Genomic DNA, 23,980 nt, shown 5'->3' on the forward strand with positions numbered 1-23,980 from the left:
GCCGCATTCGACGGCCTGTTTGCTTTTATAGGGCTGCGCTTCGCGTTCCGCGCGGCCTCAGTACCATTCGAGCAGCGAAATCCCCAAGCCGAGGTACGTCGCGCGGTGGTTGTAATCGATCAGGCTTTCGCCGTAGCCGTCGAACACCTGCACGTGACCCCGCAGTGTGCGGCTGATTGGAAAGCCCCAATCGAACTGCACTGCGCCTCGCGAACGCTCACCGGTGCGCAGGGAGTGGCGCGCCATCAAGGCGAACTCGTGATCGTTCCAGCGATGCACGAGGGTAACGTCGCCGCGGCCGACGTAATCCTCGATGGCCGGATTCTCGTCCTCGTCGTCGACATCGGGAATGCGCCACCACGGACGGATCATCACCGCCCAGTTGTCGCGATCCAGGCCGACGTTCACCACTACGCGGTTCCAGCTGCGCGAGATGGGATCGGCTCGACCATTGGACTGATGGTTCACGCCGAAGCCCAGTAGCCGCCCGTGCCAACCACCCAGCTCATAGCTGTTGCGGAACACCAGCATCACTTCCGGTTCGTAGTTGGTCTCACGGAAAGGGCGCGACTCATCGGCATTGAAGACCTGCCAGCGCGAGCTCTGGGAATACGCCGCCCATAGATCGCCGTTGTCGCCGAACAGGTTCTCCGCGATCTTGGTCTTGAAGCTGATCTGGAACTTCGCCTCGGTCGTATTCAACGACTGCCGTTGTGCGGGCACTCTGTTGGGATTGGAGGAGCTGGGCAGTTCGTTGGGATTGCTGCTCCAGAATGCCGGCAGCAGATAGACCGGTTTGTAGGCGCGGAAGTTGAAGAGGCCCAGCTTCGAGTTCCTGGCCAGTTCCCAGCGGCTGTCCAACAACGAGCCCTTGCCGGCATTGGCGATGCGTTCGTCGAAGACGGTGCCGCCTTCCTTGCGGAACAAGTCGCTGACCACACGACGCGTGCGTTCGGCCGGCGGAAGCGATTCACGCTCCAGGCGCTCGTACTGCTGGATGACGTGCCTGGTCGCCTTTGCGTCGACGGCGGCCTTGTCGGCCGCGGCGGTGTCGGGTGAGCCGCGTTTCATAGCCGCGTCGTAGCAGGCCAGGCGCTCGGCATCGACGACGATGGAGACGCAGGCTTCCGGTTCGATTGGCGGAGCCTGTTGCGCGAGTGCCGGGGCGGTGACGAAGAGGGCTAGCACCGAGCCGGCTGTCGCGTTGCCGCCGGGAAAAGCTAATGCCTTCATTAGAAGAACCAGGCGATTGCGAACAGGCCGACCATCACGAAGGCCACACCCAGCTTGAGGATCGTGCCGACAACGATGCCGAGCCATGTGCCCAATCCAACTTTCGTTGCCTGGCCCAGCTCGCGGCCGCCGACGCCCCGCAACCAGACCAGTTCGCCCAGCAGGGCGCCGATGAAGGGTCCGATGAATACTCCAACGAAGCCGAAGAGCAGGCCGGCAAAAGTGCCCAGCACGGCGCCGACGAGCGCGGGCTTGCTTGCCCCGACTCGTTTGGCACCCATGGCCGTGGCCATGAAGTCGATGCCCAGCGAGAGCAGGGTCAGCAAGGCCAGCACCGCCACCGTCCAACCGCTTACCTGTTCGAAATGACCCGCCCAGGCGGCCAGCAACATGCCGGAAAAGACCAGGGGCAAGCCGGGCAGGGCGGGGAGCACTGTCCCGGCGATCCCGACCACCATCATGACTATCGCGAGCACGTAGTAGACCGTTTGCAGTTCCATTCTTTTCCCTTCGGATTGCCTTGTTTTTGTGCCGCTAATCGGAGGCCTCTCGACCTCTGTCCGGCGTCGTTGCATTTTGACTGGTCCCGGGGTACCGTGCGGGCGCTGTGTTTGCCAGGGTCACCGTGAACCGTGGCCCGATGCGGTTGATCATCGATCGCTACATCGTTGCACCTCGCTTCCTCCTTGCGAACCAGCGCCACGATGCAAGTCGTGTCTCAACCAGCAACGTTCCAAGGAGCAAGTAAATGTCCCGCGAAACCGGTACCGTCAAGTGGTTCAACGATGCCAAGGGCTTTGGCTTCATCAGCCGTGAAAATGGTGAAGATGTGTTCGTGCACTTCCGCGCCATCCAGACCCAGGGTTTCAAGAGCCTGAAGGAAGGCCAGAAGGTTACGTTCACCGTCGTCCAGGGCCAGAAGGGCCTGCAGGCTGACGCCGTCGAACCGATGTAAATCCCCGGCGCGGTTCATTCCGCGTAACCAGGATTTTTTGGAACCCGGCCTCGCCGGGTTCTTTTTTGCCTTCCAAATCGTTGTTGCATAGCAGCAACCCGTGCGTCTGTCCGGCCTTGTCGAAGCGGCTTATCGGGCCGCGACATGTGAATGGGTGCACGATTCCGACGCTTCCTTGCCGCTGGTCGGGATTTTTCCAAGTTTCGTCTGTAAATTCATACCGTAAGTCGGTCTGACGAGCGGTAGTCGTGCGCTGCGGGGGCGGTGCCGATTCGAAATGAAGCAATTGGGGGAAGGGATGCAGGGGACAAACCGGGGATTCACTCTGTTCGAGCAGAGCGCGACTTTTATTGTCGCGAAGTCCCGTCGTGCGCTTGCCGGCTTCTCTTCCGGCAAGACCTTTAGCGCCGGCAACGCCGGGAGCCGTGGCGCGAACTGCCATCGATCACTACGGGGCCGATCCGGCTTCACGCTGGTCGAGTTGCTGATCACCGTAGCCATCATGGCGATCCTGGTCACGCTGGCGACCCCCGCCCTGACCGCGCTGATCAATGGCAATCGGCTGCGCGCCGCTGCCAACGAAACGATCGCGATCTTCCAGTCGGCCCGCTTCGAGGCCATCCGCGCCAATCGCCGGACCGTGGTCTGCATGAGCGCCGACCCCAATGCGGCGGTGCCTGCCTGCGGGGCGGCGGGGGCGACTGGCTGGATCGCGTTCGTGGATGCCGACCGCAATGGGCAATACGCGGCGGCCGAGCCATTGCTCCGACGGGCAACGGTCGCAAGCGGTGTGAAACTCCTGGGCAGTGCCGCTTTTGGGAGCGGCATCACATTTAACTCCGATGGCATGGCAAGGGATGTAGGGGGGAACCTGCTGACCGCCGTTGTAGGCGTGTGCCTGCCGACCACCAAGCCGCAGGAAAACGAGAGTGACGTCAGCATCAGCTCCGGCAGCCGGATCCTGCTCTCCCGGAAGGCTGCAGCGGGCAAGTGCCTGACGCCAGGAGACAAGCCATGAACCACACGCCCCGCGCACGCGCGCGGAGAGCTTTCCGCGGGCCCCGCCATGCCACCGGCATTGGCATGATCGAGGTGTTGATCGCGATTGTGATCCTCGCGTTCGGCCTGCTCGGCATCGCGGCGCTGCAGATGACGGCGCTGCGCGGCAGCCAGAGTTCATTGCAGCGCAGCCAGGCGACAATGCAGACGTACGCCATCCTCGACGCCATGCGTGCAAATCGCGAAGCGGCGCGCATCGGTGGTTACAACCTGAGCAAGATGACCTGCAAGGCGCCCGATCGCGGTTCGCTGGCCATGAACGACCTGGCCAATTGGATTGGCACCCTCAAGCAGACCCTCGGGGACTCCGCCTGCGCCATGGTCGTTTGCGGCGCTGTCGAGTGCGAGATCTCCGTGCAATGGGACGACGCGCGTGCTGCTGGCGATTCCCAACAGACCGTCAAGACCGTGACGCGCCTATGAAAGTCAATGCATTTTCCGGTCGCCGCGGCTCTCACGGCGTCACCCTTGTCGAGTTGATGGTATCGATGGTGGTGGGCCTGATCGTGGTCGGTGCCGCGATCACGGTCTTCCTCGCCACCAGTCGTACCTACCAGGCGACAGAGAGCCTTGGGCGCGTGCAGGAAAACATGCGCGTGGCGTTCGAGCTCATGGCCCGCGACATGCGCGAGGCCTCTGGCAATCCGTGCGAAAAGAACCTGCCGGTCTACAACGTTCTGAACAAGCCGAAGGACCAGTGGTATACGGATTTCGTAACCGGCGTTCGCGGCTATGAAGGTTCGGAAGCCTTTGCCGGCGCTGCATTCGGAACCGGCGCCGGGCAACGCATCGCGGGTACCGATGCGATCGAGCTCAAGTCGGCCGCGGCTGGAGTGAGCATTGTCAGCCACACGCCGACCTCCGCCCAGTTCAAGGTCAGCACCGTCAATCACGGGCTGTCCCCGGGTGATCTCGCACTTGCGTGCGACTTCGGCCAGGTCGCGGTGTTTCAAGTGACCAATGCCAGTCCCGGCACCAACGACACGATCGTGCATAACACGGGCACGGGAACTCCAGGCAATTGCAGCAAGGGGCTGGGATTCAGCTCTCCCGCCAATTGCGATGGGGCCAACGGCAACCAGTACGCGTACGGCTGCTATCAGGGCAAGTTTTCGGGGTCCGGCTGCGACGGAGACGAGGACGGCATCAAGAATGAGGTCGAGGACATCTGGCCCGCCATCATCGCCAAGTTGCGGGTAACGCGCTGGTACATCGGCGGCAACGACAAGGGCGGCCGCTCGCTCTACCAGTCGAGCCTGCGCAACAACGCGGGTGCCCTGGTCGTCGACAACAACGAGATCGTCGACGGCGTGAAGGACATGAACCTGAAGTACCTCCTCGTCGGTTCCACCAACTACGTAGATGCCACCTCGGTGACCGCTGCGGATTGGGTGTCGGATAAGGTCGTTGCCGTCAGCGCCGACCTGACGCTGGAAGGAGCCGATTCCATCGATGGCAAGACGTTGCAACGCCACCTGCAACTCGTCGTCACCATTCGGAACCACGCGCAATGATCACTCTGCCCAAACACTTCTCGCATCGGCCCCGCGACCAGCGCGGCGCAGCCACGCTCGTGACCGTGCTCATTCTACTGTTGGTCGTTGCCCTCATCGGGTTGGCGAGCCTGCGCGGAACGCTCATGGAGGAGCACATGAGCGGTGGCGTTCGCGACCGTGGGCTGGCCTTCCAGGCGGCTGAAGCGGCCCTGCGCGAAGGTGAACTCCTGGCGGCTACCAAGCCGGCACTACCGGCGGCGGGATGCCTGAAGGGACTTTGCGCGAAGCCTGATCCCAAGGCGACTCCGGTGTGGGAAGACGAGACCGTGTGGACGAACGCCAACCAGACCGTGGTGACACTCGGCGGCCAGACAGTGAAGCCGAAGTTCATCGTCGAATTGCTCGCCAACAACATCCCGCCGAGGTCGAGCTGCACCACCAAGAACGTCATCGGCGAGGGCGGGTGCAGCGGAACCGAAAGCCGTTATCGCATCACCGCGCTGAGCCGCGCGGATGGCCGCGCCGAAGTGATGTTGCAATCCATCTATGCGGTCCCCTGATCGGAGCCGATTCATGTCCAGGTCCAAGTTCAATTCCGAATCCGCTCGTCGGCCGCGTAGTCGCCTCCTTGCTGGCGCACTGGCTTTCGTAGCGACGCTGGCGGCAGCACCCGGTTATGCCGTCGTCGTGCCCAACATCCCGCTGCAGTCGCAGGCCGAGTATCCCGCGGCGAACGTGCGTTTCATTCTGGACGACTCGGGTTCGATGAACCTGATCTCGATGCCGGCTTCGCTCGCTGATTCCAAGTACAAATCGGGCACGGGTGCGTCGGGGGACCTGGATTCCAACAACATCCGCCACGCCTCATACGGCCACAACACGATCTACTACAACCCGACGACCGACTATCAGCCGTGGATCAAGGCCGACGGCACGCGCTACACCGGGGGCACATCGCTCCGCGCCGCCTATCGCCACACGACCCTCCTGTCGGATACGGTGGACTTGTCTGGCACTACCCAGACCTTTTTCGTCCCCAAGTCGAGCAGCGTGCTGACGAGCACGAGCGAATCCGACTTCTACCGCTATCAGATCCTCAAGGTCGACGGGACGTCGCGGGTAGTCAGGAGTGAGTGGGGCTCGAAATCGAGCTCCGCCGGTGAAACCGATGCCGGGTGCGTGGAATATGGTTCGAGAACCAAGGGTAGCGATTGGCGCAACTGCACTTTCGATACTCCGGCTCGCGCGCCGAAGCGCAACGAAGCGGAAGAGATCACGAATTTCGCAACCTGGTATTCGTACCACCGCAGCCGCATGAAAGTGGCCAAGGCCGGCGCCAGCGAGGCAATGAGCCGTGTGGGCGAAAAGTTGCGCATGGGCATCGATACCATCAACCGCAATACCACCGGCATCCCGTATGACATCCCGGTAAGCACCGACGACGGCCTGTTTCGCGGCAGCAACAAGTCCACGTGGTTCGACCGCCTGCAGCAGGCCGAGGGCGACGACTCCACGCCCTTGCATCGCGCGCTGCAGCGTGCCGGTGACTATTTTTCCAGGGCCGACGCGAATGGTCCGTGGGGTCCGCTCAGCGGCGACAAGCAGATCAGCTGCCGCCAGAACTTCGCGATCCTGACCACGGACGGCTATTGGAATAGTACCGACGGCTTCAGCAGCGTCGGTGATGCCGATGGGACCGTGGGCGTAGACCTCGTCAACTCCAAGGGCGAGACCATCAATACGTACTCGCCACGAAACCCGTACAAGGACAATTTCGTCGAGACGAAGACCACTACCCGCGCGGACACGTTGGCCGACGTGGCCATGTACTACTGGAAGCGCGACCTGCGTCCGTACGTCAGCGCAGCGGATCCGGGGTTGGAGAACAACGTGCCCCACTCGGAGCGGGACCGAACGGATACGGATCCAGCCTTCTGGCAGCACATGGCGACCTTCGGGGTTTCCATTGGCCTCAAGGGCAACATGAATCCGGTCTCGTCGGAGCTCGAAGCCATCATTAACGGCACTGAGCACTGGACCGATCCCATCAACGGTGGCGAGAACGGCGACCGCATCGACGATTTGTGGCACGCCAGCGTCAACGGTCGCGGACGTTTCGTGGTGGCGGGTAACAGCAAGGAGTTCACCGACGGCCTGCTGGCCGCGTTCGCCACCGTTGCCGAACGCCTTGGCTCAGCCTCCAACGTGACGGCCAACAGCACGTCCTTCATCACGAATACTCGCGTCTACCAAGCCAGCTACATGTCCGGCAAGTGGAGCGGCGAGCTTTCGGCCTACGATGCCTCGTCGACCGGCGTCGCAGACGTGCCGCGCTGGAGTGCATCCAAGCTCATCCCGGCGACCGGACGCACTATCCTCAGCTGGAACGGTGTCTCCGGCACTGTATTCCCGACTACGACGCAGATCAGCCAGCTGGATCAGAGTTCGCGTGCGCCGGCGCCGGTGAGCGGCGCGGACAACGTGGCGTACATCAAGGGCGACCGGAGCAAGGAACGCCAGAACAAGGGTGAATTGCGCGACCGCGACACCGTTCTGGGCGACATCGTCAATTCGTCGCCAATGTATGTGAAGGATTCCGAGACCATCTTCGTTGGCGCCAATGACGGCATGATGCATGCCTTCGATGCGATCACGGGCATCGAGCGATTCGCGTACGTGCCTGGCGGTATCGATTTCGCCAAGCTGGCGACGTTGAGCAGCCCGCAGTACTCCCACGAGTATTTTGTCGATGGGCCTATCGTGGTCTCGACCAAGACCATGACTCCGGGCAAGAACTATCTGGTCGGCACACTGGGTCGAGGCGGCAAGGGTGTCTACGCACTGGACGTGACCGATCCGACGAAGTTCGGCGTCAATGACGTGCTGTGGGAACACACCAGCGGCGACAACATGGGATACGTGCTGGGCGAGCCGATGATCACGTCGCTCAAGGACGGCTCGCGGGTGGCGATCTTCGGCAACGGCATCAACAGCGCCAACGGTCATGCAGTGCTGTACGTGGTCGATCTGCAGTCTGGAACGGTCCTGCAGGAAATCGACACGGGTGTGGGCAGCGACAACGGCCTTTCCTCGCCGCGTGGCTGGGACCAGGATGGCAATGGCAGTGTCGATTACGTTTTCGCCGGCGATCTGAAGGGCAATATCTGGAAGTTCGATTTCACCTCCGGCACCGGCAAGGTCGCTTTTAGCGGAAAGCCGCTGTTCACCGCCGAGGCCGGCCAGTCGATCACGGCGGACCTGGCACTCGCGGTCAATCCGCAGACCGGACAGCGCTGGGTCTTCGTTGGTACCGGTAGCCTGCTGTCCAAGAGCGACCTGACCGACACCACGATCCAGTCCATGTATGCCCTGATCGACGATGGCACTGGTCCCATCTCGCGGTCGGAATTGCAGGCGCGCAAGATCGACGTCGTGGATACGAAGACGGGAAATCGCGCATTCGAGCCGAATGACTTGTTGCCCTCCGGCAAGCGCGGCTGGTACCTGGATCTGGAGAAGCCGACGAAGGGCGAGCGTGTGGTGAGCCGCCCGCTGATCGATGGCTCAGCCCTGTTCTTCGCGAGCATCATTCCACCTACGAGCAATGCCTGCGACGTTGGCGGCAAGGGCTATCTGAACGCGTTGGATGCATTCACCGGTACCAGCCTGAAGAATCCCTTCTTCGACGCCAACGGCGATGGTGCGTTCAACAACGGCGATACGCTTACCAATGGCTCGGGCCAGAAGGTTGCAGTCGGATCCATGGATCCGGGCATCGGCATGCTGACCAAGCCGATCATCATCCGCGGTCCGGGCAGCGCCATTGCAGTGGTGGGTGGGTCGCAGGGTGGCAGGGCTGATCCCCCGGTCAATCCGCCTGGCTCCGCACCGCAGCGCGTGTCGTGGCGCGAGATTCTGAGGAACTGACCGTGAGTGCGATGACTTCAGGCGAAGGCGCGAGTGTCGCGGAGCGGGGATTTACCCTTATCGAATTGGTGGTGGTTATGGCAATCGTGGCCATCCTGGCTGCCATCGCCGTCCCCAGCTACCAATACGCCATGGTCAAGGCGCGCCGTGGTGCGGCAAAGGGGTGCCTCACCGAGCAGGCGCAACGCATGGAGCGCTACTACACGGTCAACATGACTTACGCGAACGCTGCTGCACCGAGTTGTGGCGCGGATGTGAAGTTCTACAGCATCGCATTCTCCGGGACTCCCGATGCATCCGGCTACGTCCTGCAGATCGAGCCCCAGGCCCCGCAGTCGACTGCCGATAAGGTATGCGGCACGATGAGTATCGATCAGACGGGAAAGAAGACCGGGCTGACGACCGACTGCTGGAACTGATACGGCAAGGCCGAATCAGCGCAAAGATGTTGCAAAAATCAAAGGGCACGCATTGCGTGCCCTTTGTGCATCCGATTTGCGGCGATCAACGCAATACCGCGCGTCCGTTGTAGACACGGACGTAGGAGCCTTCGCGTACGCCGTTCAAGTCGTGCTGTGTGACCGTCACCACGCGTCCGTCGTCCATCCTTACGTACACGTTGTAGCGCGGGCCACTGACATTGCGCTGGATCGCGCTGCCGGCGACCGCGCCGGCTACGGCGCCGGCCACAGTAGCGGTGTTGCGACGCCCGGTGCTCTTGTCATCGGCTATTTCACGGCCCGCGGCTGCACCGACAAGACCGCCCAGCACCGCGCCCGTAGCGCCACTCGAGGAGCCACCGACCTGTTCGATGCGAGTCACCGTGCCGCAGTCGTAACAAGTGGCCTGGCTGTAACCGGAACTGCCGTAGTCACTGCTGCTGTACCCCGGCGACGTGGCGCAACCGGCCAGTGCCATCGAGGCCGCAGCAACGCAGACCAATAAGGGATTGCGGATATTCATGCGACGCTCCTGACTGGGGACATGTGGCCAATTGGCCACGTATCGCCAACCTAGGCGCGCGCGTGTGAACTGGTAATCAATTGAGCGCCAAGCCCGCCGTCGCATTCAGCGCGCAGCGGGCAACGCATACGCGAAGTTCAGCGGAAGTCCTGATGGCAGGCCTTGCAGTTCTCACCGATGTTCTTGTTCAACGCGGCGACGCCTTCGCAATTGAGCGGAGGCGAAGCTAGCGCTCCGTCGAGCGTGCCGCGCATCTTGCTCGCCGCGTCAGCGAAGCGTTGATCATCGGCCAGGCTGGGAAACGCGCGTTCCAGGTCGTCGGCCGTGGTGCGCAGAGCCTTGAGGTGGGGCAGGGTGTCGGTGGCGGCGCAGCGGTTCTGCTCGACCGCTTTCGCCAGTTGTCCCATGTGCCAGCCCTGCACATGCATGAGGCTCTCCGGGAAATGGTCCTTGCGAGCATTCCATGCGCGCAACCCCATCACCACGGCGACGGCGCCGACTACCAGGCCGAGCAGGAACAGGAACAGATACTTCGAGCCATTGCCCTTGCGGACGTTGGTTCCGGGATTGGGTTCGCTCATGCCGGGTTCCTTTGCAAGTAGTGCCGACTGGCGGCAATTGCCGCGCACCATAACAAGGCCACCCCCCGATTCGCCAGAATTCCGACCGGCGTGTCCGGCGCGGTCGCCGCTTACAATGACGGAATGACCACACACGCATTGGATCCCCGCTGGCAGGAGCGGTTTGGCGGCATCGACCGTCTCTATGGCAAGGGGGCCCTGCGCCGTTTTGCGGGCGCCCGCGTGGCGGTGATTGGTATGGGCGGTGTGGGCTCCTGGGCCGTGGAGGCATTGGCGCGCAGTGGCATCGGGCATCTCTGCCTGATCGATGCCGATGATCTCTGCGTTTCCAATACCAACCGACAATTGCCGGCCCTGCAGGGGCAGTACGGCCGCAACAAGGTCGAAGCGATGGCCGAACGCTGCCGCGCGATCAATCCCGGGATGGAGGTCGAAGCGATCCCCAGCTTCCTGACGGCCGGCAATGTCGAAACGCTGCTCGATCGCGGGTTCGATCTGGTCATGGATGCCTGTGACAGTTTTCGCAGCAAGGTAGAACTCATCGCGTGGTGCCGCCGGCGCAAGCTACCGCTCATCGTGTGTGGTTCCGCTGGCGGACGTACTGATCCCACGCTCGTGCGCGTGCGCGACCTCTCGCGGACCGAGCATGACGCGATGTTGGCGCTGATCCGCAAGAAGCTGCGCAGCGAGTTCAATTTCCCAAAGAACAAGGACCGTTACTTCGGTGTTTCCGCGATTTATTCCCTGGAAAACGTGCAGTATCCGCAACCCGACGGGACGGTGTGCGGCGTGCGTCCGCAGGTGAGCGGTGATGCGGCCCTGAAGCTGGACTGTGGCGCCGGCCTGGGCGCGGCGACCCACATCACCGGGACCTTCGCGTTCGCAGCGGTCGGGCGGGCCCTTGAGCTGCTGCTCAAGCAGCCAAAGTAACCACGATTAATTGGCGGGAAGCCGGAACAACCGCTCGGCATTGGCCGTAGTGGCGGCGGCGACAGCAGCTGCTTCTTCCCCGCGCAGTTGGGCGATCACGCTCAACACCTCAGCCAACCGGGCGGGCTCATTGCGCTGACCTCGGATACCGGCATCGGGTTGGTCCGGGGCATCGGTTTCGAGCAACAGGAAATCGATCGGCATGCTTGCGGCGAGCTTGCGCAGCCGATTGGCCCGATCGTAGGTCACCGGACCGCCGAGACCGATTAGGAAGCCGAGCTTCCATAACTGCTGCGCCTGTTCCAGGCTGCCGGAATAGCTGTGCACAACTCCGCGCAGCTTCCCTACCTTCCGGATCGCGGCAATGACGGCGTCGACCGCGTGGCGCGCGTGCACCACGACCGGCAGGTCGAACTCCCGGGCAAGCTGCAGCTGCGCTTCGAAGTAATGGCTCTGCGTGTCGCGGTCCAGTCCTTCGATGAAGTAGTCCAGCCCGCATTCGCCAACGGCTGCCGGGCGCTCGCGTTCGATCCATTCGCGCAGCTCGGACAGGTGTTCGTCGCGATGCGCATCCAGGTACATGGGATGCAAGCCATAGGCCGGAAACAGCCCCGGATCGTGCGCGCAGACGTCCCGCAGCTTCGGCCAGCCCGCGGCATCCACCGCGGGCACGATTTGCCGTGCTACGCCCGCCTGACGGGCGCGGGCGATAACCGCGTCGCGGTCATGGTCGAACTCGGCGGCGTCGAGGTGGCAGTGGCTGTCGATCAACAGCATGCGTCAGCGACGCGATTCGCCTTCGATGATGTTATTTTTCGGCGGCTCCGGTGCCTTGCGGTTCTTGAAGTTCGCCAGCAACAGGCTGCCAAGGCCCAGCAGGATCTCGTCGGCCAAGGGAATGAAGTCGGGAATGATCAGATCGATCACGAACAGTGTGGCCGTAATCACGAAGAGTCGGGGATAGCTCAGGCGGCCGAGGAAGCCAAGAACCGGAGCGAGGAGGGGATTGGCCATTGGATGCGAACCCGCCGAAGCAGTGGATGTGTGCACGCTATCACGCTGTGAACAGTTGGTTCACTTTCGTTAGCTTTTCGTTGCTCCGGCTCTGCGCTCGTTCAGGTTCGCGGTGATGGAATGCAGGCGTCCAATCAACCCCGCGGGCTGATCCCGCAGCAGGAGGCTTCAATGAACAAGAACATGCTCGCCGTCGCGCTGGCTTCGCTGCTGGTCGGCGGTGTCGCGGTCGCCGCATACAACAGCTTCCGCAGCCATAACGATGCGTCTGCTGATTTCACGACCGCCAATCCGGCCGCGAGTGCCGGCGCCGAGGGCGATATCGCTGCCAACGGCGCGATCGAAGGCAGCAAGCTGGAATACGCCGACGTCGTCAACGTCAAGGAACTCACCGAGAAGAAGCCGCAGTACGCGACCGTGATCGGTACCGAACCGGTGAAGGAAACCAGCACCACTTCGAGCCCGCGCGAAGTCTGCGAGGACGTGGTCGTGCAGGAACGCGCCCCGGAACGTGATGGCAACGTCGGCGGCACCGTGGCCGGCGCGATCATCGGTGGCCTGGTCGGCAACCAGGTCGGCAAGGGCGACGGCCGCAAGGCCGCGACCGCGGCCGGCGCCGTGGCCGGTGGCTTCATCGGCAACCGCGTCGACAAGAACCACGTGGGCGGCAAGGTCGTGAACCGCACCGAGCGCAAGTGCCACACCGTGTCCGACTCGAGCACTTCGAGCAAGACGGTTGGCTACAACGTGACCTACCGCAATCCGGATGGCACCACGGGCACGATGCGCGTGGGCAGCAAGCCGGGTAGCCAGATCCGTCTGGGTAGCGAGAACGAAGTGGTCGGCTACGACGTGACCTACCGCTACAACGGCCAGGAGCAGACCATCCGCATGGACGAAAAGCCGGGAGCCAAGCTGCCGGTTGTCAACGGCGAAGTCGTGACCCAGACCGCGTCGGCTGGCTCGGACAAGACGCAGGGCTGATCGCTGTCGCAAATGCAGTCCCCGACGGGGCCGGAATATCCGGCCCCGTTTTTTTTGGGGTGAGCCAGGCTTGTGCATTCCGCAGAAAGGCATCGTCGCTTTGCGACCTGTCCACCCCGGTCATCGGCCATTCCACGGGTGCCGCGCCGCAAATTAGGCCGATAGAATGGGTGTCTTTCCGCGCCCGAGTACACCGATGGCCCTGAACCCTTACGACCTGTACGACGTCCGTTCCCTCCTGAGCGAAGAAGAGCGGGCCGTCCAGGACACCGTCGCGCGCTTCACCAATGAACGCGTGCTGCCGATCATCGGCGACGCCTTCGACCAGGGCCGTTTTCCCAAGGAACTGGTGCCGGAAATCGCCGAGCTCGGCCTGCTGGGTTCCTCGCTGCCGGAAAAGTACGGCTGCGCCGGCCTCAACGCAGTGAGCTACGGCCTGATCTGCCAGGAGCTCGAGCGCGGCGACAGCGGCATCCGCAGCTTCGTCAGCGTGCAGTCTTCGCTGTGCATGTATCCGATCTACGCCTACGGTTCCGAAGAGCAGCGCATGCGCTGGCTCCCGGGCATGGCGCGCGGCGAGATCATCGGCTGCTTCGGCCTGACCGAGCCGCATGGCGGCTCCGACCCGGCCAACATGAAGACCAACGCCCGCAAGGATGGCGGCGACTGGATCCTCAATGGTTCGAAGATGTGGATTACCAACGGCAATGTGGCCGACATCGCGATCGTCTGGGCGCAGACCGACGAAGGCATCCAGGGCTTCGTGGTCGAGAAGGGCATGGCCGGTTTTGCAGCGCAGGAGATCAAGCACAAGATGTCGTTGCGCGCTTCGGTGACCAGCGCGCTGTACTTCGACAACGTGCGCGTCCCGGAGGCGAACCGCCTGCCGAACGTGAAGGGCCTGAAGGGTCCGCTGGGCTGCCTCACGCAGGCCCGCTACGGCATCACCTGGGGGCCGATCGGCGCCGCCATCGCCTGCCTCGACGAAGCGCTGAACTACACGAAGGAACGCATCCTGTTTGATCGCCCGGTAGCGGCGACGCAGAGCGCGCAGATCAAGATGGCCGAGATGGCCCGCCGCATCACCCTGGCGCAGCTGCTGGTGCTCCAGCTCGGCCGCCTGAAGGATGCCGGCAACATGCAGCCGTCGCAGGTCTCGCTGGCGAAGTGGAACAACTGCCGCATGGCCATCGACATCGCGCGCGAATGTCGTGACCTGCTCGGCGGCGCCGGCATCACCACCGAACATGCCGCGATCCGCCATGCGTTGAACCTGGAATCCGTGATCACCTACGAAGGCACCGAGACGGTGCACCAGCTGGTGATCGGACGCGAGCTGACGGGTATCAACGCGTTCTGATGTGGCTTCTTCTCCTTGACGGAGAAGATCCGAAGCGCGAGCAGGGACGATGCAGGTCGTCCCACTCGCGTGAGGTCGATGTAGTTGTTTGCGACGTGTAGTTTGCTATTCGGCTTTACCGCGATCTCCTCCTGTCGGAGCGAGACAAGGAGCAGGATCGATGCGCGACGTCCAACTCGAAACCCCACGCCTCATCCTGCGCTTGCCGCGCATCGAGGATTTCGAGCGCTATGCCGAACTGTTCATGCACCCGACCGCGGCGCAGCACATCGGTGGTCCGATGCTGCGCCATGAGGCTTGGCGCAAATTCCTGCATATGCCGGGTGCATGGATGTTGCAGGGCTTCGCCATGTTTTCCGTGGTCGAGAAGGCGAGCGGACAATGGCTCGGACTGGCCGGGCCGTGGTATCCGGACGGCTGGCCGGGTACCGAAATCGGCTACGCCTTTCATCACGACGCCTGGGGCAAGGGCTACGCGACCGAGGCCTGCGCCGCCGCAATGGACTGGGCGTTCGAAACGCTGGGATGGCATGACGTCATCCACTCCATCTCTCCAGCCAACACCGCTTCGCAGGCCGTAGCGCAGCGCCTGGGTTCCCGCAATCGTGGGCCTGGCAAGCTGCCGCCTCCGCTGGATGCGCACGAGATCGATATCTGGGGCCAGACCCGCGAGGAATGGCGTGCCCAACGCAAGGAGGTCATGGCGTGATCACGGTTTACGGCTTTTCGCCTTCGGGCAATTGCCACAAGGTTCGGCTGCTCCTGGAACAACTGGGGCGCGATCATCGTTGGGTCGAGATCAACAGCGCGGTTGGCGAGACCCGTACGCCGGAATTCCTGGCGAAGAATCCGAATGGCCGTGTGCCCTTCATCGAACTCGATGACGGCCGCGTGCTCACCGAGTCCAACGCGATCCTGCATTGGCTTGCGGAGGGCACGTCATTCCTGCCGGTAGATCCCTGGCAGAAGGCGCAAGCCCTGAGCTGGATGTTCTTCGAGCAATACAGCCACGAACCATATATTGCCGTCGCGCGCTTCATATGCGGCTGGACGCCGATCGATTCGCCGCGTCGCGCGGACCTGCCGCGATTGCGCGAACGTGGGCATCAGGCGCTGGCCGTGATGGAACGCCATCTGCTGACGCATCGCTGGTTCACAGGCGATCAGTACGGTATCGCCGACATCGCGCTGTATGCGTACACCTGTGTCGCCCATCACGGCGGTATCGCGCTCGGCAATTACCCGGCGATCCGCGATTGGCTGGAACGGATTGCGAGTACGCCTGGATTCGTGCCGCTTGCTGAACCGGACGCCGCCGCGCAGGCGCTGATCGATCAGTCCACGTAGGGCGGGTCTTGACCCTCCACTGCATTTCGAAAATCACTCGGCGGGCCCAGACCCGCATAGCCAAGAAAATCCAACATGTTCGCAAGCATTCCCAACCCCATTCCCGCCCGCATGAAAGGCCTCAATCGGGCCGAGATCTGCGACGTCAACTTCGTCGATTTCGTGAAGGCCTGGGATGGGCGGGGCGATGCGAAGCCGGCAGCGCACGAAGCCATTCTCGACGGCAGCGCGCTGGATGCGCAGGGCTTTCGCGAACTGTTCGAGTCGCAGCTGATCAGTCGTCATCTCGACCTGATGGCGCGCGTGTTGCGCGTGCAGAACAAGGTCTTCTACACGATCGGTTCCAGCGGCCACGAAGGTAATGCGATGGTCGCGCGTCTGACCCGCCACACCGATCCGGCGTTCCTGCATTACCGTTCGGGCGGCTTCATGGCCGAGCGCTTCCGCAAACTGCCGGGCATGGATCCGGTGATGGATTCGGCGCTGTCGTTCGCAGCAAGCAAGGACGATCCGGCTTCCGGCGGTCGCCACAAGGTATGGGGCAGCAAGCCGTTGTGGGTGCTGCCGCAAACCTCGACTATCGCTTCGCATCTGCCCAAGGCGCTGGGTACTGCCATTGCCATCGAGACCGGCAAGCGTCTTGGTCATCAGTTGCCGATTCCCGACGACAGCATCGCCATCTGCTCGTTCGGCGATGCGTCGTCGAACCACGCCACCGCGCAGACCGCGTTCAACGCGGCCGCCTGGACCGCGTACCAGAAGCTGCCGGCGCCCGTGCTGTTCGTATGCGAGGACAACGGCATCGGCATCTCGGTCAAGACGCCGACGGGATGGGTCGCCAATCGCTTCCAGCACATGGATGGCCTGGATTACTTCTTCGCCGATGGCCTGGACCTGGCGTCAGGCTATGGCGACGTACAGAAGGCGGTCGAACATTGCCGCCGCACGCGCCGCCCGACGTTCCTGCATCTCAAGACCAACCGCATCATGGGGCACGCGGGTACGGACTTCGAGATCGAGTGGCGCTCGGTCGAGGAACTGTGTGCCGTGGAAGCCGCGGATCCGCTGCTGCGTTCGGCCGCAATCGCGCTGGAATCGGGGTTGATGTCGAAGGACGAAGTGCTGAGTCTCTACGAAGCCACGCGCAAGAAGTGCTTCGCCGCTGCAGAAGAGGCCGATCGCCGTCCCAAGCTCGACAAGCTCGCCGACGTGATCTCACCGTTGGCGCCGTACACGCCAGCGAAGGTGAAGCAGGAAGCCGAGCGTGCCGACTATTCCGAGCGTCGTCTCGAAGTCTTCGGCGGCGAAGCGAAGCTGCCGGAGAACCAGGCGCCGCGTCACCTCGCCATCCAGATCAACAACGCGCTGCACGACATCTTCGCCAAGTATCCCGATACGTTGCTGTTCGGCGAGGACGTGGCGCAGAAGGGCGGCGTCTACACGGTGACCAAGGGCCTGCAGAAGGCCTTCGGTCCGCGTCGCGTGTTCAACACGCTGCTGGATGAGACGATGATCCTGGGCATGGCGCAGGGTTTCGCCAACATGGGCATGCTGCCGATCCCCGAGATCCAGTACCTGGCGTACTTCCACAACGCCTGCGACCAGATCCGCGGCGAAGCGGCGTCCCTGCAGTTCTTCAGCAACAACCAGTACGCCAATCCGATGGTCGTGCGCATCGCCGGCCTGGGCTATCAGCGCGGCTTCGGCGGCCATTTCCATAACGACAACTCGATCACCGCGCTGCGCGACATTCCGGGCCTGGTGGTTGGCTGTCCGTCGCGTGGCGACGATGCGGCGACCATGCTGCGCACGCTGACTGCGCTATCGAAGGTCGATGGACGCGTGAGCGTGTTCCTCGAGCCGATCGCGCTGTACATGACCAAGGATCTGTACGAAGCCGGCGATGGCCAGTGGCTGACGACGTATCCGAAGCCTGACGAGGCGATGCCGCTGGGCGAGGGCCGTGTCTACGGCGAAGGCAATAACGACCTGGTCATCATCAGCTACGGCAACGGTGTACCGATGAGCCTGCGCGCCGCGCGGGCAATCGAAGCCAAGCATGGCTGGAAGACGCGTGTGGTCGATCTGCGGTGGCTGGTTCCGCTCAACGAGAAGTACATCGTCGAGCAGACGAAGAACGCCAAGCGCATCATCATCGTGGACGAAGGCCGTCACAGCGCCAGCGTGGGCGAGGGCGTGGTCACCGCGATCGCCGAAGGTGGCTACGGTGCGCGACCGTTCCAGCGCGTGGTGGGGGTGGATACGTACACGCCACTGGCGGGTGCGGCGTTCCTGGTGATTCCGGGCGACGACGACATCGTGGCCGCGGCTGATCGCCTGGCCTGAGCCCTGCGCATCCCGGCCTTGTAGAGCGGAGCTTGCTCCGCTGCCCTTGCTATCGAGATGATCCGGCTTGCCCGGATCTCGGTTGCTCGCGGTCGCACCGAGCAGGCTTGGCGCAACAGGTGCACGTACAAAGAGAAGGGCAGCGGAGCAAGCTCCGCTCTACAAGGCACGGCGTTAGCGCGCCAGGCCTTCCCGCAAAGGCAGTTCCCGCACCGCGGTGCCGGATATCCGCAACGCCGTGGACTCTCGCTCAAGCGGAACGACGGCCAGTGCCAAGTGACGGCCGTTCGCATCGATGCTTGCCACCAGGTGGCCGAGGATGGCTTCCGCATTGTGCAGGTCGTCGCCGGCGTGCATGGCCGCGTAACCTTCGATGAGTGCCAGTCCGCGCTTCACTTTGCCCAGAAAATGCGTGCGCGCCACGATTTCCTGGCCCGGGTAGCAGCCCTTCTTCACGCTGAAGGCGTCGAGACGGTCCAGCGAGAGCTGCTGGGGCGTCCAGTGGTCCGTCTGCGAGGAGGGCAGTCGCGGCAGTCCGTGTTCCAGGTCGAACGCCGCCCAGCGTCCCATCCACGCCGGATCGTGCGCGGCGGTCGATTTGCGCAAAATGTGCAAAGTCCGGTCGCCGCCTTCGGCGCCGAAGTCGAGTTCGACAACCGCATCCGCTTCGCCCGTGAAGCCACTGCCGCGCGCTTGCGAGGGCGCGGCGAACGCGCCCTCCACGGACAGTTCGTCACGCACGCTGATCGAGACCTTCGACCGGAAGACGAACCGCTGCAGCGCTGCGGCCAGCGTTACCGGATCCGCATCCGGCACCAGCAGCCACAGGGCCTCGTCGTCGAACTTGAGCACCGCAAACAGCGCGATCACCCGTCCCTTGGGCGTCAGCCAGCCGCTCCAATGCCAATGGCCCGGCGCCAGCGCCTTAACGTCGCTCATGAACTGCGCCTGCGCAAACGTCGCCGCATCGCGGCCCGAAAGCGCAATCACGCGGTGGTCGGGGAGGGCGAAAACCAGGCCTGGAGAGACCTGCGGGTTGTCATGCATGGGGGCGGGAATTAAGATTTTGCGCCGTGATGATAGGCCATTCCCCCCAGGAAACCCCGCAAGAGAACGTCACGGACGTCCCCGAGGCAGCAGAGCAGCCGCCTGCACCGACCGGATCGAAGACGGAAAAGGCCCCAACGGAATGGGGTGGACGCGAAGGACCCGAACCCACCCGCTATGGCGACTGGGAAAAGAACGGCCGCTGCATCGATTTCTAGCTTCACGCTTCACGCTCTTTTACTTCCGCGCTCTTAACTTCCGCCACGCGGCCCCGCCGCCCAGCCGAGACACCGCACGCCCATGGCGAACCGCGAACGTCCCTTGTCGCCCCACCTCCAGGTTTACCGCTGGCAGGTGCAGATGGTGACTTCGATCCTGCACCGAGCGACCGGTGTCATCCTTGCCCTCGGCAGCCTGCTCATGGTCTGCGCGTTCCTGTCCCTGGCCGCCGGGCCTACGAGGTGGGCGCACTTCACCGACTTCGCACGCTCGCCGCTCGGTTTCCTGATCATGTTCGGCTGGAGCTGGGCGCTGGCCTTCCACCTGATCAACGGCATCCGTCATCTGATCCAGGACGCGGGCTACGGCTATGCGATCGAGAAGTTCGTGCGCAGCAGCTGGATCTCCATCATTGGCAGCCTGGCGCTGACCATGCTGATCTGGGTCCTGGCGATGATGCAGCGGGGTGGCGCATGAGCATGTCCAACAATCGCCTGCGCACGCCGTTGAAGACTGCGCGTGGCCTCGGCTCGGCCAAGGACGGTACGCATCATTTCGTTCTCCAGCGCATCACCGCTGTCGCGCTGATCTTCCTGTCGCTGTACGTGGTCGGCCTGATCATTTCGCTGGTCGGCGGCGATTACGAAACCGTACGCGCTTCGGTCGCCAACCCATGCCACGCCGTGCTGCTGATCGCCTTCGTGATCAGCGCGTTCTGGCACGCCAAGCTCGGCCTGCAGGTCATCATCGAGGACTACGTGCATACGCCGTGGTCGGCCACGCTGCTGCAGCTGGCCAACATCTTCGTCTGCGTTCTCGCGGCAATCGCCAGCGTGCTCGCCATCGTCCGTATCGTGTTGGGAGCCTAAGTCGTGGCTGCTGCTTACAAGATCCAAGAACACAAGTTCGACATGGTCGTGGTCGGCGCCGGTGGCGCTGGCCTGCGTGCCACCTTCGGTCTGGCCCAGAAGGGCCTGAAGACCGCGTGCATCACCAAGGTCTTCCCGACCCGTTCGCACACCGTGGCGGCTCAGGGCGGCGTGGCCGCGGCGCTCGCCAACATGGGTGAGGACGACTGGCGCTACCACTTCTTCGACACCGTGAAGGGTTCGGACTGGCTGGGCGACCAGGACGCGATCGAGTACATGTGCAAGGAAGCGATTCCGGCCATCATCGAACTCGAGCACTACGGCGTGCCGTTCTCGCGCACCGACGACGGCAAGATCTACCAGCGTCCGTTCGGCGGCATGACCACGCGTTACGGCGAAGGCCCGCCGGCGCAGCGCACCTGCGCCGCGGCCGACCGCACCGGCCACGCGATCCTGCACACGCTGTATCAGCAGTCGCTGGCGCATGACGCGCAGTTCTTCGTCGAATACTTCGCCCTTGACCTGATCATGGACCAGCACGGCGCCTGCCGCGGCGTGCTCGCCCTGGACATGGCCGAAGGCACGCTGCATCTGTTCCGTGCGCAGGGCACCGTGCTCGCCACCGGCGGTTACGGCCGTGCGTACTTCAGCGCGACCTCTGCGCACACGTGCACCGGCGACGGCGGCGGCATGGCGCTGCGCGCGGGCCTGGGCATGCAGGACATGGAATTCGTGCAGTTCCACCCGACCGGTATCTACGGCGCGGGTTGCCTGATCACCGAAGGCGTGCGCGGCGAAGGCGGCATTCTGCGCAACTCCAACGGCGAGCGCTTCATGGAGCGCTACGCCCCGAGCGTGAAGGACCTCGCCCCGCGCGACATGGTCTCGCGTTCGATGACCATCGAAATCCGCGAAGGCCGCGGCGTCGGCGAGCACAAGGATCACATCCTGCTCGACCTGACCCACCTCGGCCCAGAAGTGATCCACGAGAAGCTGCCGGGCATCGCCGAATCCGCGCGCATCTTCGCTGGCGTCGACGTGGAGAAGCAGCCGATCCCGGTGATCCCGACCGTGCACTACAACATGGGCGGCATCCCGACCAACTACCACGGCGAAGTGGTGCAGTTGCGCGACGGCAACCCGGACGCGGTCGTCCCGGGCCTGTACGCGATCGGCGAAGCCGCGTGCGTGTCGGTCCATGGTGCCAACCGTCTGGGTTCGAACTCGCTGCTCGATCTGGTCGTATTCGGTCGCGCCGTGGCCAACCGTGCCGCTGAGACCATCAAGCCCGAGGGGGCGCACGCCAAGCTCGAAGCCGACGCCTGCGACGCATCGCTGGCGCGCCTGGACAAGCTGCGCAATGCCAATGGCGGTACGCCGACCTCGGTGATCCGCGACAAGATGCAGCGCACGATGCAGGCCGACGCCGCCGTGTTCCGCACCGGCGAAACGCTGGCCGATGGCGTGAAGAAGATGCGGGAGATCCACGCATCGTTCGCCGACGTGAAGGTCACCGACCGTTCGCTGATCTGGAACTCGGACCTGATCGAGACGTTCGAACTGTCGAACCTGCTCGACCAGGCATTGGTCACGATTGTTTCTGCCGAGAACCGCAAGGAATCGCGTGGCGCTCACGCCCGCGAGGACTTCCCGGACCGCGACGACGCCAACTGGCAGAAGCACACGCTCTGCTCGGTCGACGAAGCCGGCAACACCAAGATCGACTACCGCCCGGTGCACATGTACACGCTGACGGACGACGTCGCCGTGGTGCCGCCGAAGAAGCGCGTCTACTGATCCGGAGCGAGCAAAGTGGCTGAATTTTCCCTACCGAAGAACTCGCAGATCCAGAAGGGCCGTCACTGGGCGTCGCCTGGCGCCAAGCAGCCGCGCACCTTCAAGGTCTATCGCTGGAACCCCGACGACGGCATGAACCCGCGTGTGGACACCTACGAGGTGGACATGGCGACCTGCGGTCCGATGGTTCTGGACGTGCTGATCAAGATCAAGAACGAAATCGATCCGACGCTGACGTTCCGCCGTTCCTGCCGCGAAGGCATCTGCGGTTCGTGCGCGATGAACATCGACGGCACCAACACGCTGGCCTGCACCAAGGCAATCAGCGATTGCAGCAGCAAGGGCGACGTACCGATCTATCCGCTGCCGCACATGCAGGTGGTGAAGGATCTCGTGCCGGACATGACGCATTTCTATGCCCAGTACGCCTCGATCAAGCCGTGGCTGCGCACGCAGAGCGCGCAGCCGTCGCGTGAGCGTCTGCAGTCGCCGGCCGACCGCAAGAAGCTCGACGGCCTGTACGAATGCATCCTGTGCGCCTGCTGCTCGACCAGCTGCCCTAGCTACTGGTGGAACGGCGAGCGTTACCTCGGCCCGGCGATCCTGCTGCAGGCCTACCGCTGGATCATCGACTCGCGTGACGAGGACACCGGTGCGCGCCTGGATGATCTGGAAGATCCGTTCAAGCTGTATCGCTGCCACACGATCATGAACTGCGCGCGGACCTGCCCGAAGGGCCTGAACCCGGCGCTGGCGATCGCCGAGATCAAGAAGCTGATGCTGGCGCGACGCGTCTGATGAGTCGCGCAACGCCGGGCATGGAAGGGGGCAACAGGATGCAGTCCTTGCCTCCTTCCGGCTTTGGTTCTGATCTCAAGAAGCGTTACGTCTTTGCCCTCGGGGCTCTTTACGGGGTGCTGATGCGGTTGGCCTTCGGCCTTCCGCTGTTCGCCGCAAGCGGACGATCCAATGCGGCCAGCGAGGCCATGCTGTGGTCGTTCGTCTGCCTCGTGCCGTTTCTTATCGGCACGTTGACGGTGTACTTCTCCGGCGGTCGTCAGCGCACCCTGGGCTATGCCTTCATCGCTCCCTGGTTGCCGATCCTGGCCTTCGTGGCGGGTACCGCGCTTTTGTTGATCGAAGGCAGTATCTGCATCGCCATGGCGTTGCCGTTGTTTCTAGGCATCAGTTCGTTCGGCGGCGTGGTGATGTGGGCGGTGTTGAAGCTGTATCGCCCCTCGGAGTCGGCCATGAGCCTGCTGCTGGTATTGCCGCTGCTGGTGGGGCTATGGGAGCGCGAACAGCCGCTGCCTGACCATCTGCAAGCCACGGATGCCTCCGTGCAGATCGATGCCCGCCCCGAAGTCATCTGGGGGCTGATCAACCGCGCCGAGGCGATCCAACCCGCTGAAATGCGGGACGGGCTTGCTTACCGCATCGGCGTGCCATATCCGCAATCGGCGAATACCGTGGAAACCGCGCAAGGTCGCGTGCGGAAGCTGCGCTGGGATAAGGACGTGCGCTTCGATGAGCCGATCAACGCCTGGCAAGAAAATCGCTATATCCGCTGGACGTATTCCTTCCTGCCGGGAACCATCCCGCCGGATGCGCTGGACGAGCACGTGGTCATTGGCGGCAAGTACTTCGACCTGGTCGACACGTCCTACCGGCTGACGCCAGAGGGGCAGGGCACGCGCCTGGACATCCACGTCACCTACCGCGTCAGCACCAATTTCAACTGGTACGCGAACGTCTGGGGACGACTGTTGGTGGACGATTCGGCTCGCACGATCCTGCAGTTCTACAAGCACCGTGCGGAAGCATCCGCTTCCGATCAGGGATAGACACTTAAG

Annotated in this window: 26 protein-coding genes; 19 read left to right on the forward strand and 7 right to left on the reverse strand. The window is 63.2% G+C overall.

What is annotated here, in order from left to right; all coding sequences use genetic code 11:
• Positions 1-57: 57 nt before the first annotated feature.
• Together ACYVGK_RS11385 and ACYVGK_RS11390 are read right to left on the reverse strand one after the other, a co-directional pair.
• Positions 58-1,233, reverse strand: a complete 1,176-nt coding sequence (locus tag ACYVGK_RS11385; RefSeq protein ID WP_460733755.1) for a phospholipase A — start codon at positions 1,231-1,233, stop codon at positions 58-60.
• Entirely contained in the window at positions 1,233-1,733 is a 501-nt protein-coding gene (locus ACYVGK_RS11390; protein ID WP_460733757.1) for a DUF456 domain-containing protein, read from the reverse strand. Before ACYVGK_RS11390 ends, ACYVGK_RS11385 begins: the two co-directional genes overlap by 1 nt.
• 248 nt (positions 1,734-1,981) lie before the next feature.
• On the opposite strand from ACYVGK_RS11390, the gene ACYVGK_RS11395 reads away from it, so the two are divergent.
• The 7 genes from ACYVGK_RS11395 to ACYVGK_RS11425 all read left to right on the forward strand — a co-directional run bounded on the left by ACYVGK_RS11395 (position 1,982) and on the right by ACYVGK_RS11425 (position 9,089).
• Positions 1,982-2,188, forward strand: coding sequence for a cold-shock protein (locus ACYVGK_RS11395; RefSeq protein ID WP_460733759.1), 207 nt, complete (start codon positions 1,982-1,984; stop codon positions 2,186-2,188).
• Between the two features lie 277 nt (positions 2,189-2,465).
• A complete protein-coding gene (locus tag ACYVGK_RS11400) occupies positions 2,466-3,206 on the forward strand; it encodes a GspH/FimT family pseudopilin (protein ID WP_460733761.1) in 741 nt (246 codons plus the stop codon).
• Complete coding sequence (gene pilV, locus ACYVGK_RS11405) at positions 3,203-3,670, forward strand: type IV pilus modification protein PilV (RefSeq protein WP_460733763.1); 468 nt, start codon at positions 3,203-3,205, stop codon at positions 3,668-3,670. Before ACYVGK_RS11400 ends, pilV begins: the two co-directional genes overlap by 4 nt.
• The gene (locus ACYVGK_RS11410; protein ID WP_460734413.1) at positions 3,667-4,761 is read left to right on the forward strand and encodes a PilW family protein; all 1,095 of its coding nucleotides are present in this window, start codon (positions 3,667-3,669) and stop codon (positions 4,759-4,761) included. Before pilV ends, ACYVGK_RS11410 begins: the two co-directional genes overlap by 4 nt.
• The gene (locus tag ACYVGK_RS11415; protein ID WP_460733765.1) at positions 4,758-5,303 is read left to right on the forward strand and encodes a pilus assembly PilX family protein; all 546 of its coding nucleotides are present in this window, start codon (positions 4,758-4,760) and stop codon (positions 5,301-5,303) included. Before ACYVGK_RS11410 ends, ACYVGK_RS11415 begins: the two co-directional genes overlap by 4 nt.
• Before the next feature lie 13 nt (positions 5,304-5,316).
• Positions 5,317-8,670, forward strand: a complete 3,354-nt coding sequence (locus ACYVGK_RS11420; RefSeq protein ID WP_460733767.1) for a pilus assembly protein — start codon at positions 5,317-5,319, stop codon at positions 8,668-8,670.
• Positions 8,671-8,681: 11 nt separating this feature from the next.
• Positions 8,682-9,089: a type IV pilin protein gene (locus ACYVGK_RS11425; protein WP_460734415.1), complete on the forward strand. Its 408-nt coding sequence runs from the start codon at positions 8,682-8,684 to the stop codon at positions 9,087-9,089.
• An 85-nt stretch (positions 9,090-9,174) separates the two neighbouring features.
• Here ACYVGK_RS11425 and ACYVGK_RS11430 read toward each other — a convergent pair whose 3' ends face one another.
• Together ACYVGK_RS11430 and ACYVGK_RS11435 are read right to left on the reverse strand one after the other, a co-directional pair.
• Positions 9,175-9,627, reverse strand: coding sequence for a glycine zipper 2TM domain-containing protein (locus ACYVGK_RS11430; RefSeq protein WP_460734417.1), 453 nt, complete (start codon positions 9,625-9,627; stop codon positions 9,175-9,177).
• Between the two features lie 143 nt (positions 9,628-9,770).
• On the reverse strand, positions 9,771-10,214 hold the full coding sequence (locus tag ACYVGK_RS11435; RefSeq protein ID WP_460733769.1) for a hypothetical protein: 444 nt from the start codon (positions 10,212-10,214) through the stop codon (positions 9,771-9,773).
• Between the two features lie 123 nt (positions 10,215-10,337).
• Between ACYVGK_RS11435 and ACYVGK_RS11440 the strand changes: the two genes are divergently transcribed.
• Complete coding sequence (locus ACYVGK_RS11440) at positions 10,338-11,144, forward strand: tRNA threonylcarbamoyladenosine dehydratase (RefSeq protein WP_460734419.1); 807 nt, start codon at positions 10,338-10,340, stop codon at positions 11,142-11,144.
• 6 nt (positions 11,145-11,150) lie between these two features.
• Here the strand turns inward: ACYVGK_RS11440 and ACYVGK_RS11445 are convergent, their stop codons facing one another.
• Both ACYVGK_RS11445 and ACYVGK_RS11450 read right to left on the reverse strand, forming a co-directional pair.
• Positions 11,151-11,921 (reverse strand): TatD family hydrolase, encoded by a 771-nt coding sequence (locus tag ACYVGK_RS11445; protein WP_460733771.1) that lies wholly within the window; start codon positions 11,919-11,921, stop codon positions 11,151-11,153.
• Positions 11,922-11,924: 3 nt separating this feature from the next.
• Positions 11,925-12,158 carry a DUF6116 family protein gene (locus ACYVGK_RS11450; protein ID WP_460733773.1) on the reverse strand — a complete coding sequence of 78 codons (234 nt, stop codon included), beginning with the start codon at positions 12,156-12,158 and terminating at the stop codon, positions 11,925-11,927.
• 171 nt (positions 12,159-12,329) lie between these two features.
• Here ACYVGK_RS11450 and ACYVGK_RS11455 point away from each other — a divergent pair, with 171 nt between their 5' ends.
• The 5 genes from ACYVGK_RS11455 to ACYVGK_RS11475 all read left to right on the forward strand — a co-directional run bounded on the left by ACYVGK_RS11455 (position 12,330) and on the right by ACYVGK_RS11475 (position 18,195).
• Positions 12,330-13,142, forward strand: a complete 813-nt coding sequence (locus ACYVGK_RS11455; RefSeq protein WP_460733775.1) for a glycine zipper 2TM domain-containing protein — start codon at positions 12,330-12,332, stop codon at positions 13,140-13,142.
• A gap of 196 nt (positions 13,143-13,338) precedes the next feature.
• On the forward strand, positions 13,339-14,502 hold the full coding sequence (locus tag ACYVGK_RS11460) for an acyl-CoA dehydrogenase family protein (protein WP_460733777.1): 1,164 nt from the start codon (positions 13,339-13,341) through the stop codon (positions 14,500-14,502).
• Positions 14,503-14,662: 160 nt separating this feature from the next.
• Positions 14,663-15,211 carry a GNAT family N-acetyltransferase gene (locus ACYVGK_RS11465; RefSeq protein ID WP_460733779.1) on the forward strand — a complete coding sequence of 183 codons (549 nt, stop codon included), beginning with the start codon at positions 14,663-14,665 and terminating at the stop codon, positions 15,209-15,211.
• On the forward strand, positions 15,211-15,849 hold the full coding sequence (locus tag ACYVGK_RS11470; protein ID WP_460734421.1) for a glutathione S-transferase family protein: 639 nt from the start codon (positions 15,211-15,213) through the stop codon (positions 15,847-15,849). Before ACYVGK_RS11465 ends, ACYVGK_RS11470 begins: the two co-directional genes overlap by 1 nt.
• A 75-nt stretch (positions 15,850-15,924) precedes the next feature.
• The gene (locus tag ACYVGK_RS11475) at positions 15,925-18,195 is read left to right on the forward strand and encodes a thiamine pyrophosphate-dependent enzyme (RefSeq protein ID WP_460733781.1); all 2,271 of its coding nucleotides are present in this window, start codon (positions 15,925-15,927) and stop codon (positions 18,193-18,195) included.
• Positions 18,196-18,369: 174 nt separating this feature from the next.
• Here the strand turns inward: ACYVGK_RS11475 and ygfZ are convergent, their stop codons facing one another.
• On the reverse strand, positions 18,370-19,242 hold the full coding sequence (ygfZ, locus tag ACYVGK_RS11480; RefSeq protein ID WP_460733783.1) for a CAF17-like 4Fe-4S cluster assembly/insertion protein YgfZ: 873 nt from the start codon (positions 19,240-19,242) through the stop codon (positions 18,370-18,372).
• Positions 19,243-19,271: 29 nt separating this feature from the next.
• On the opposite strand from ygfZ, the gene ACYVGK_RS11485 reads away from it, so the two are divergent.
• From ACYVGK_RS11485 to ACYVGK_RS11510, 6 genes are all read left to right on the forward strand, one after another.
• The gene (locus tag ACYVGK_RS11485) at positions 19,272-19,460 is read left to right on the forward strand and encodes a DUF1674 domain-containing protein (RefSeq protein WP_460733785.1); all 189 of its coding nucleotides are present in this window, start codon (positions 19,272-19,274) and stop codon (positions 19,458-19,460) included.
• Between the two features lie 82 nt (positions 19,461-19,542).
• Positions 19,543-19,938 (forward strand): succinate dehydrogenase, cytochrome b556 subunit, encoded by a 396-nt coding sequence (sdhC, locus tag ACYVGK_RS11490; protein ID WP_460733787.1) that lies wholly within the window; start codon positions 19,543-19,545, stop codon positions 19,936-19,938.
• Positions 19,935-20,330: a succinate dehydrogenase, hydrophobic membrane anchor protein gene (gene sdhD, locus ACYVGK_RS11495; protein ID WP_460733789.1), complete on the forward strand. Its 396-nt coding sequence runs from the start codon at positions 19,935-19,937 to the stop codon at positions 20,328-20,330. The genes sdhC and sdhD overlap by 4 nt, the downstream gene beginning before the upstream one ends.
• Before the next feature lie 42 nt (positions 20,331-20,372).
• Entirely contained in the window at positions 20,373-22,127 is a 1,755-nt protein-coding gene (gene sdhA / locus ACYVGK_RS11500) for a succinate dehydrogenase flavoprotein subunit (RefSeq protein ID WP_460734423.1), read from the forward strand.
• A gap of 15 nt (positions 22,128-22,142) precedes the next feature.
• Positions 22,143-22,925, forward strand: a complete 783-nt coding sequence (locus ACYVGK_RS11505) for a succinate dehydrogenase iron-sulfur subunit (RefSeq protein WP_460733791.1) — start codon at positions 22,143-22,145, stop codon at positions 22,923-22,925.
• Positions 22,926-22,963: 38 nt separating this feature from the next.
• Positions 22,964-23,971 (forward strand): SRPBCC family protein, encoded by a 1,008-nt coding sequence (locus tag ACYVGK_RS11510; RefSeq protein ID WP_460733793.1) that lies wholly within the window; start codon positions 22,964-22,966, stop codon positions 23,969-23,971.
• Positions 23,972-23,980: the final 9 nt, after the last annotated feature.

The sequence above is a fragment of the Lysobacter tyrosinilyticus genome (genome assembly GCF_054779815.1).

What these genes read in the sequence shown, in the direction of transcription:
- ACYVGK_RS11440 (WP_460734419.1), top strand. Translation starts at nt 10,338, where the DNA reads ATGACCACACACGCATTGGATCCCCGCTGGCAGGAGCGGTTTGGCGGC.
- ACYVGK_RS11445 (WP_460733771.1), bottom strand. Translation starts at nt 11,921, where the DNA reads ATGCTGTTGATCGACAGCCACTGCCACCTCGACGCCGCCGAGTTCGAC.
- ACYVGK_RS11425 (WP_460734415.1), top strand. Translation starts at nt 8,682, where the DNA reads ATGACTTCAGGCGAAGGCGCGAGTGTCGCGGAGCGGGGATTTACCCTT.
- ACYVGK_RS11395 (WP_460733759.1), top strand. Translation starts at nt 1,982, where the DNA reads ATGTCCCGCGAAACCGGTACCGTCAAGTGGTTCAACGATGCCAAGGGC.
- ACYVGK_RS11455 (WP_460733775.1), top strand. Translation starts at nt 12,330, where the DNA reads ATGAACAAGAACATGCTCGCCGTCGCGCTGGCTTCGCTGCTGGTCGGC.
- ACYVGK_RS11465 (WP_460733779.1), top strand. Translation starts at nt 14,663, where the DNA reads ATGCGCGACGTCCAACTCGAAACCCCACGCCTCATCCTGCGCTTGCCG.
- ACYVGK_RS11450 (WP_460733773.1), bottom strand. Translation starts at nt 12,158, where the DNA reads ATGGCCAATCCCCTCCTCGCTCCGGTTCTTGGCTTCCTCGGCCGCCTG.
- ACYVGK_RS11460 (WP_460733777.1), top strand. Translation starts at nt 13,339, where the DNA reads ATGGCCCTGAACCCTTACGACCTGTACGACGTCCGTTCCCTCCTGAGC.
- pilV (WP_460733763.1), top strand. Translation starts at nt 3,203, where the DNA reads ATGAACCACACGCCCCGCGCACGCGCGCGGAGAGCTTTCCGCGGGCCC.
- ACYVGK_RS11400 (WP_460733761.1), top strand. Translation starts at nt 2,466, where the DNA reads ATGAAGCAATTGGGGGAAGGGATGCAGGGGACAAACCGGGGATTCACT.
- ACYVGK_RS11510 (WP_460733793.1), top strand. Translation starts at nt 22,964, where the DNA reads ATGCAGTCCTTGCCTCCTTCCGGCTTTGGTTCTGATCTCAAGAAGCGT.
- ACYVGK_RS11485 (WP_460733785.1), top strand. Translation starts at nt 19,272, where the DNA reads ATGATAGGCCATTCCCCCCAGGAAACCCCGCAAGAGAACGTCACGGAC.
- sdhC (WP_460733787.1), top strand. Translation starts at nt 19,543, where the DNA reads ATGGCGAACCGCGAACGTCCCTTGTCGCCCCACCTCCAGGTTTACCGC.
- ACYVGK_RS11435 (WP_460733769.1), bottom strand. Translation starts at nt 10,214, where the DNA reads ATGAGCGAACCCAATCCCGGAACCAACGTCCGCAAGGGCAATGGCTCG.
- ACYVGK_RS11410 (WP_460734413.1), top strand. Translation starts at nt 3,667, where the DNA reads ATGAAAGTCAATGCATTTTCCGGTCGCCGCGGCTCTCACGGCGTCACC.
- ACYVGK_RS11390 (WP_460733757.1), bottom strand. Translation starts at nt 1,733, where the DNA reads ATGGAACTGCAAACGGTCTACTACGTGCTCGCGATAGTCATGATGGTG.
- ACYVGK_RS11415 (WP_460733765.1), top strand. Translation starts at nt 4,758, where the DNA reads ATGATCACTCTGCCCAAACACTTCTCGCATCGGCCCCGCGACCAGCGC.
- sdhD (WP_460733789.1), top strand. Translation starts at nt 19,935, where the DNA reads ATGAGCATGTCCAACAATCGCCTGCGCACGCCGTTGAAGACTGCGCGT.
- sdhA (WP_460734423.1), top strand. Translation starts at nt 20,373, where the DNA reads ATGGTCGTGGTCGGCGCCGGTGGCGCTGGCCTGCGTGCCACCTTCGGT.
- ACYVGK_RS11475 (WP_460733781.1), top strand. Translation starts at nt 15,925, where the DNA reads ATGTTCGCAAGCATTCCCAACCCCATTCCCGCCCGCATGAAAGGCCTC.
- ACYVGK_RS11385 (WP_460733755.1), bottom strand. Translation starts at nt 1,233, where the DNA reads ATGAAGGCATTAGCTTTTCCCGGCGGCAACGCGACAGCCGGCTCGGTG.
- ACYVGK_RS11420 (WP_460733767.1), top strand. Translation starts at nt 5,317, where the DNA reads ATGTCCAGGTCCAAGTTCAATTCCGAATCCGCTCGTCGGCCGCGTAGT.
- ygfZ (WP_460733783.1), bottom strand. Translation starts at nt 19,242, where the DNA reads ATGCATGACAACCCGCAGGTCTCTCCAGGCCTGGTTTTCGCCCTCCCC.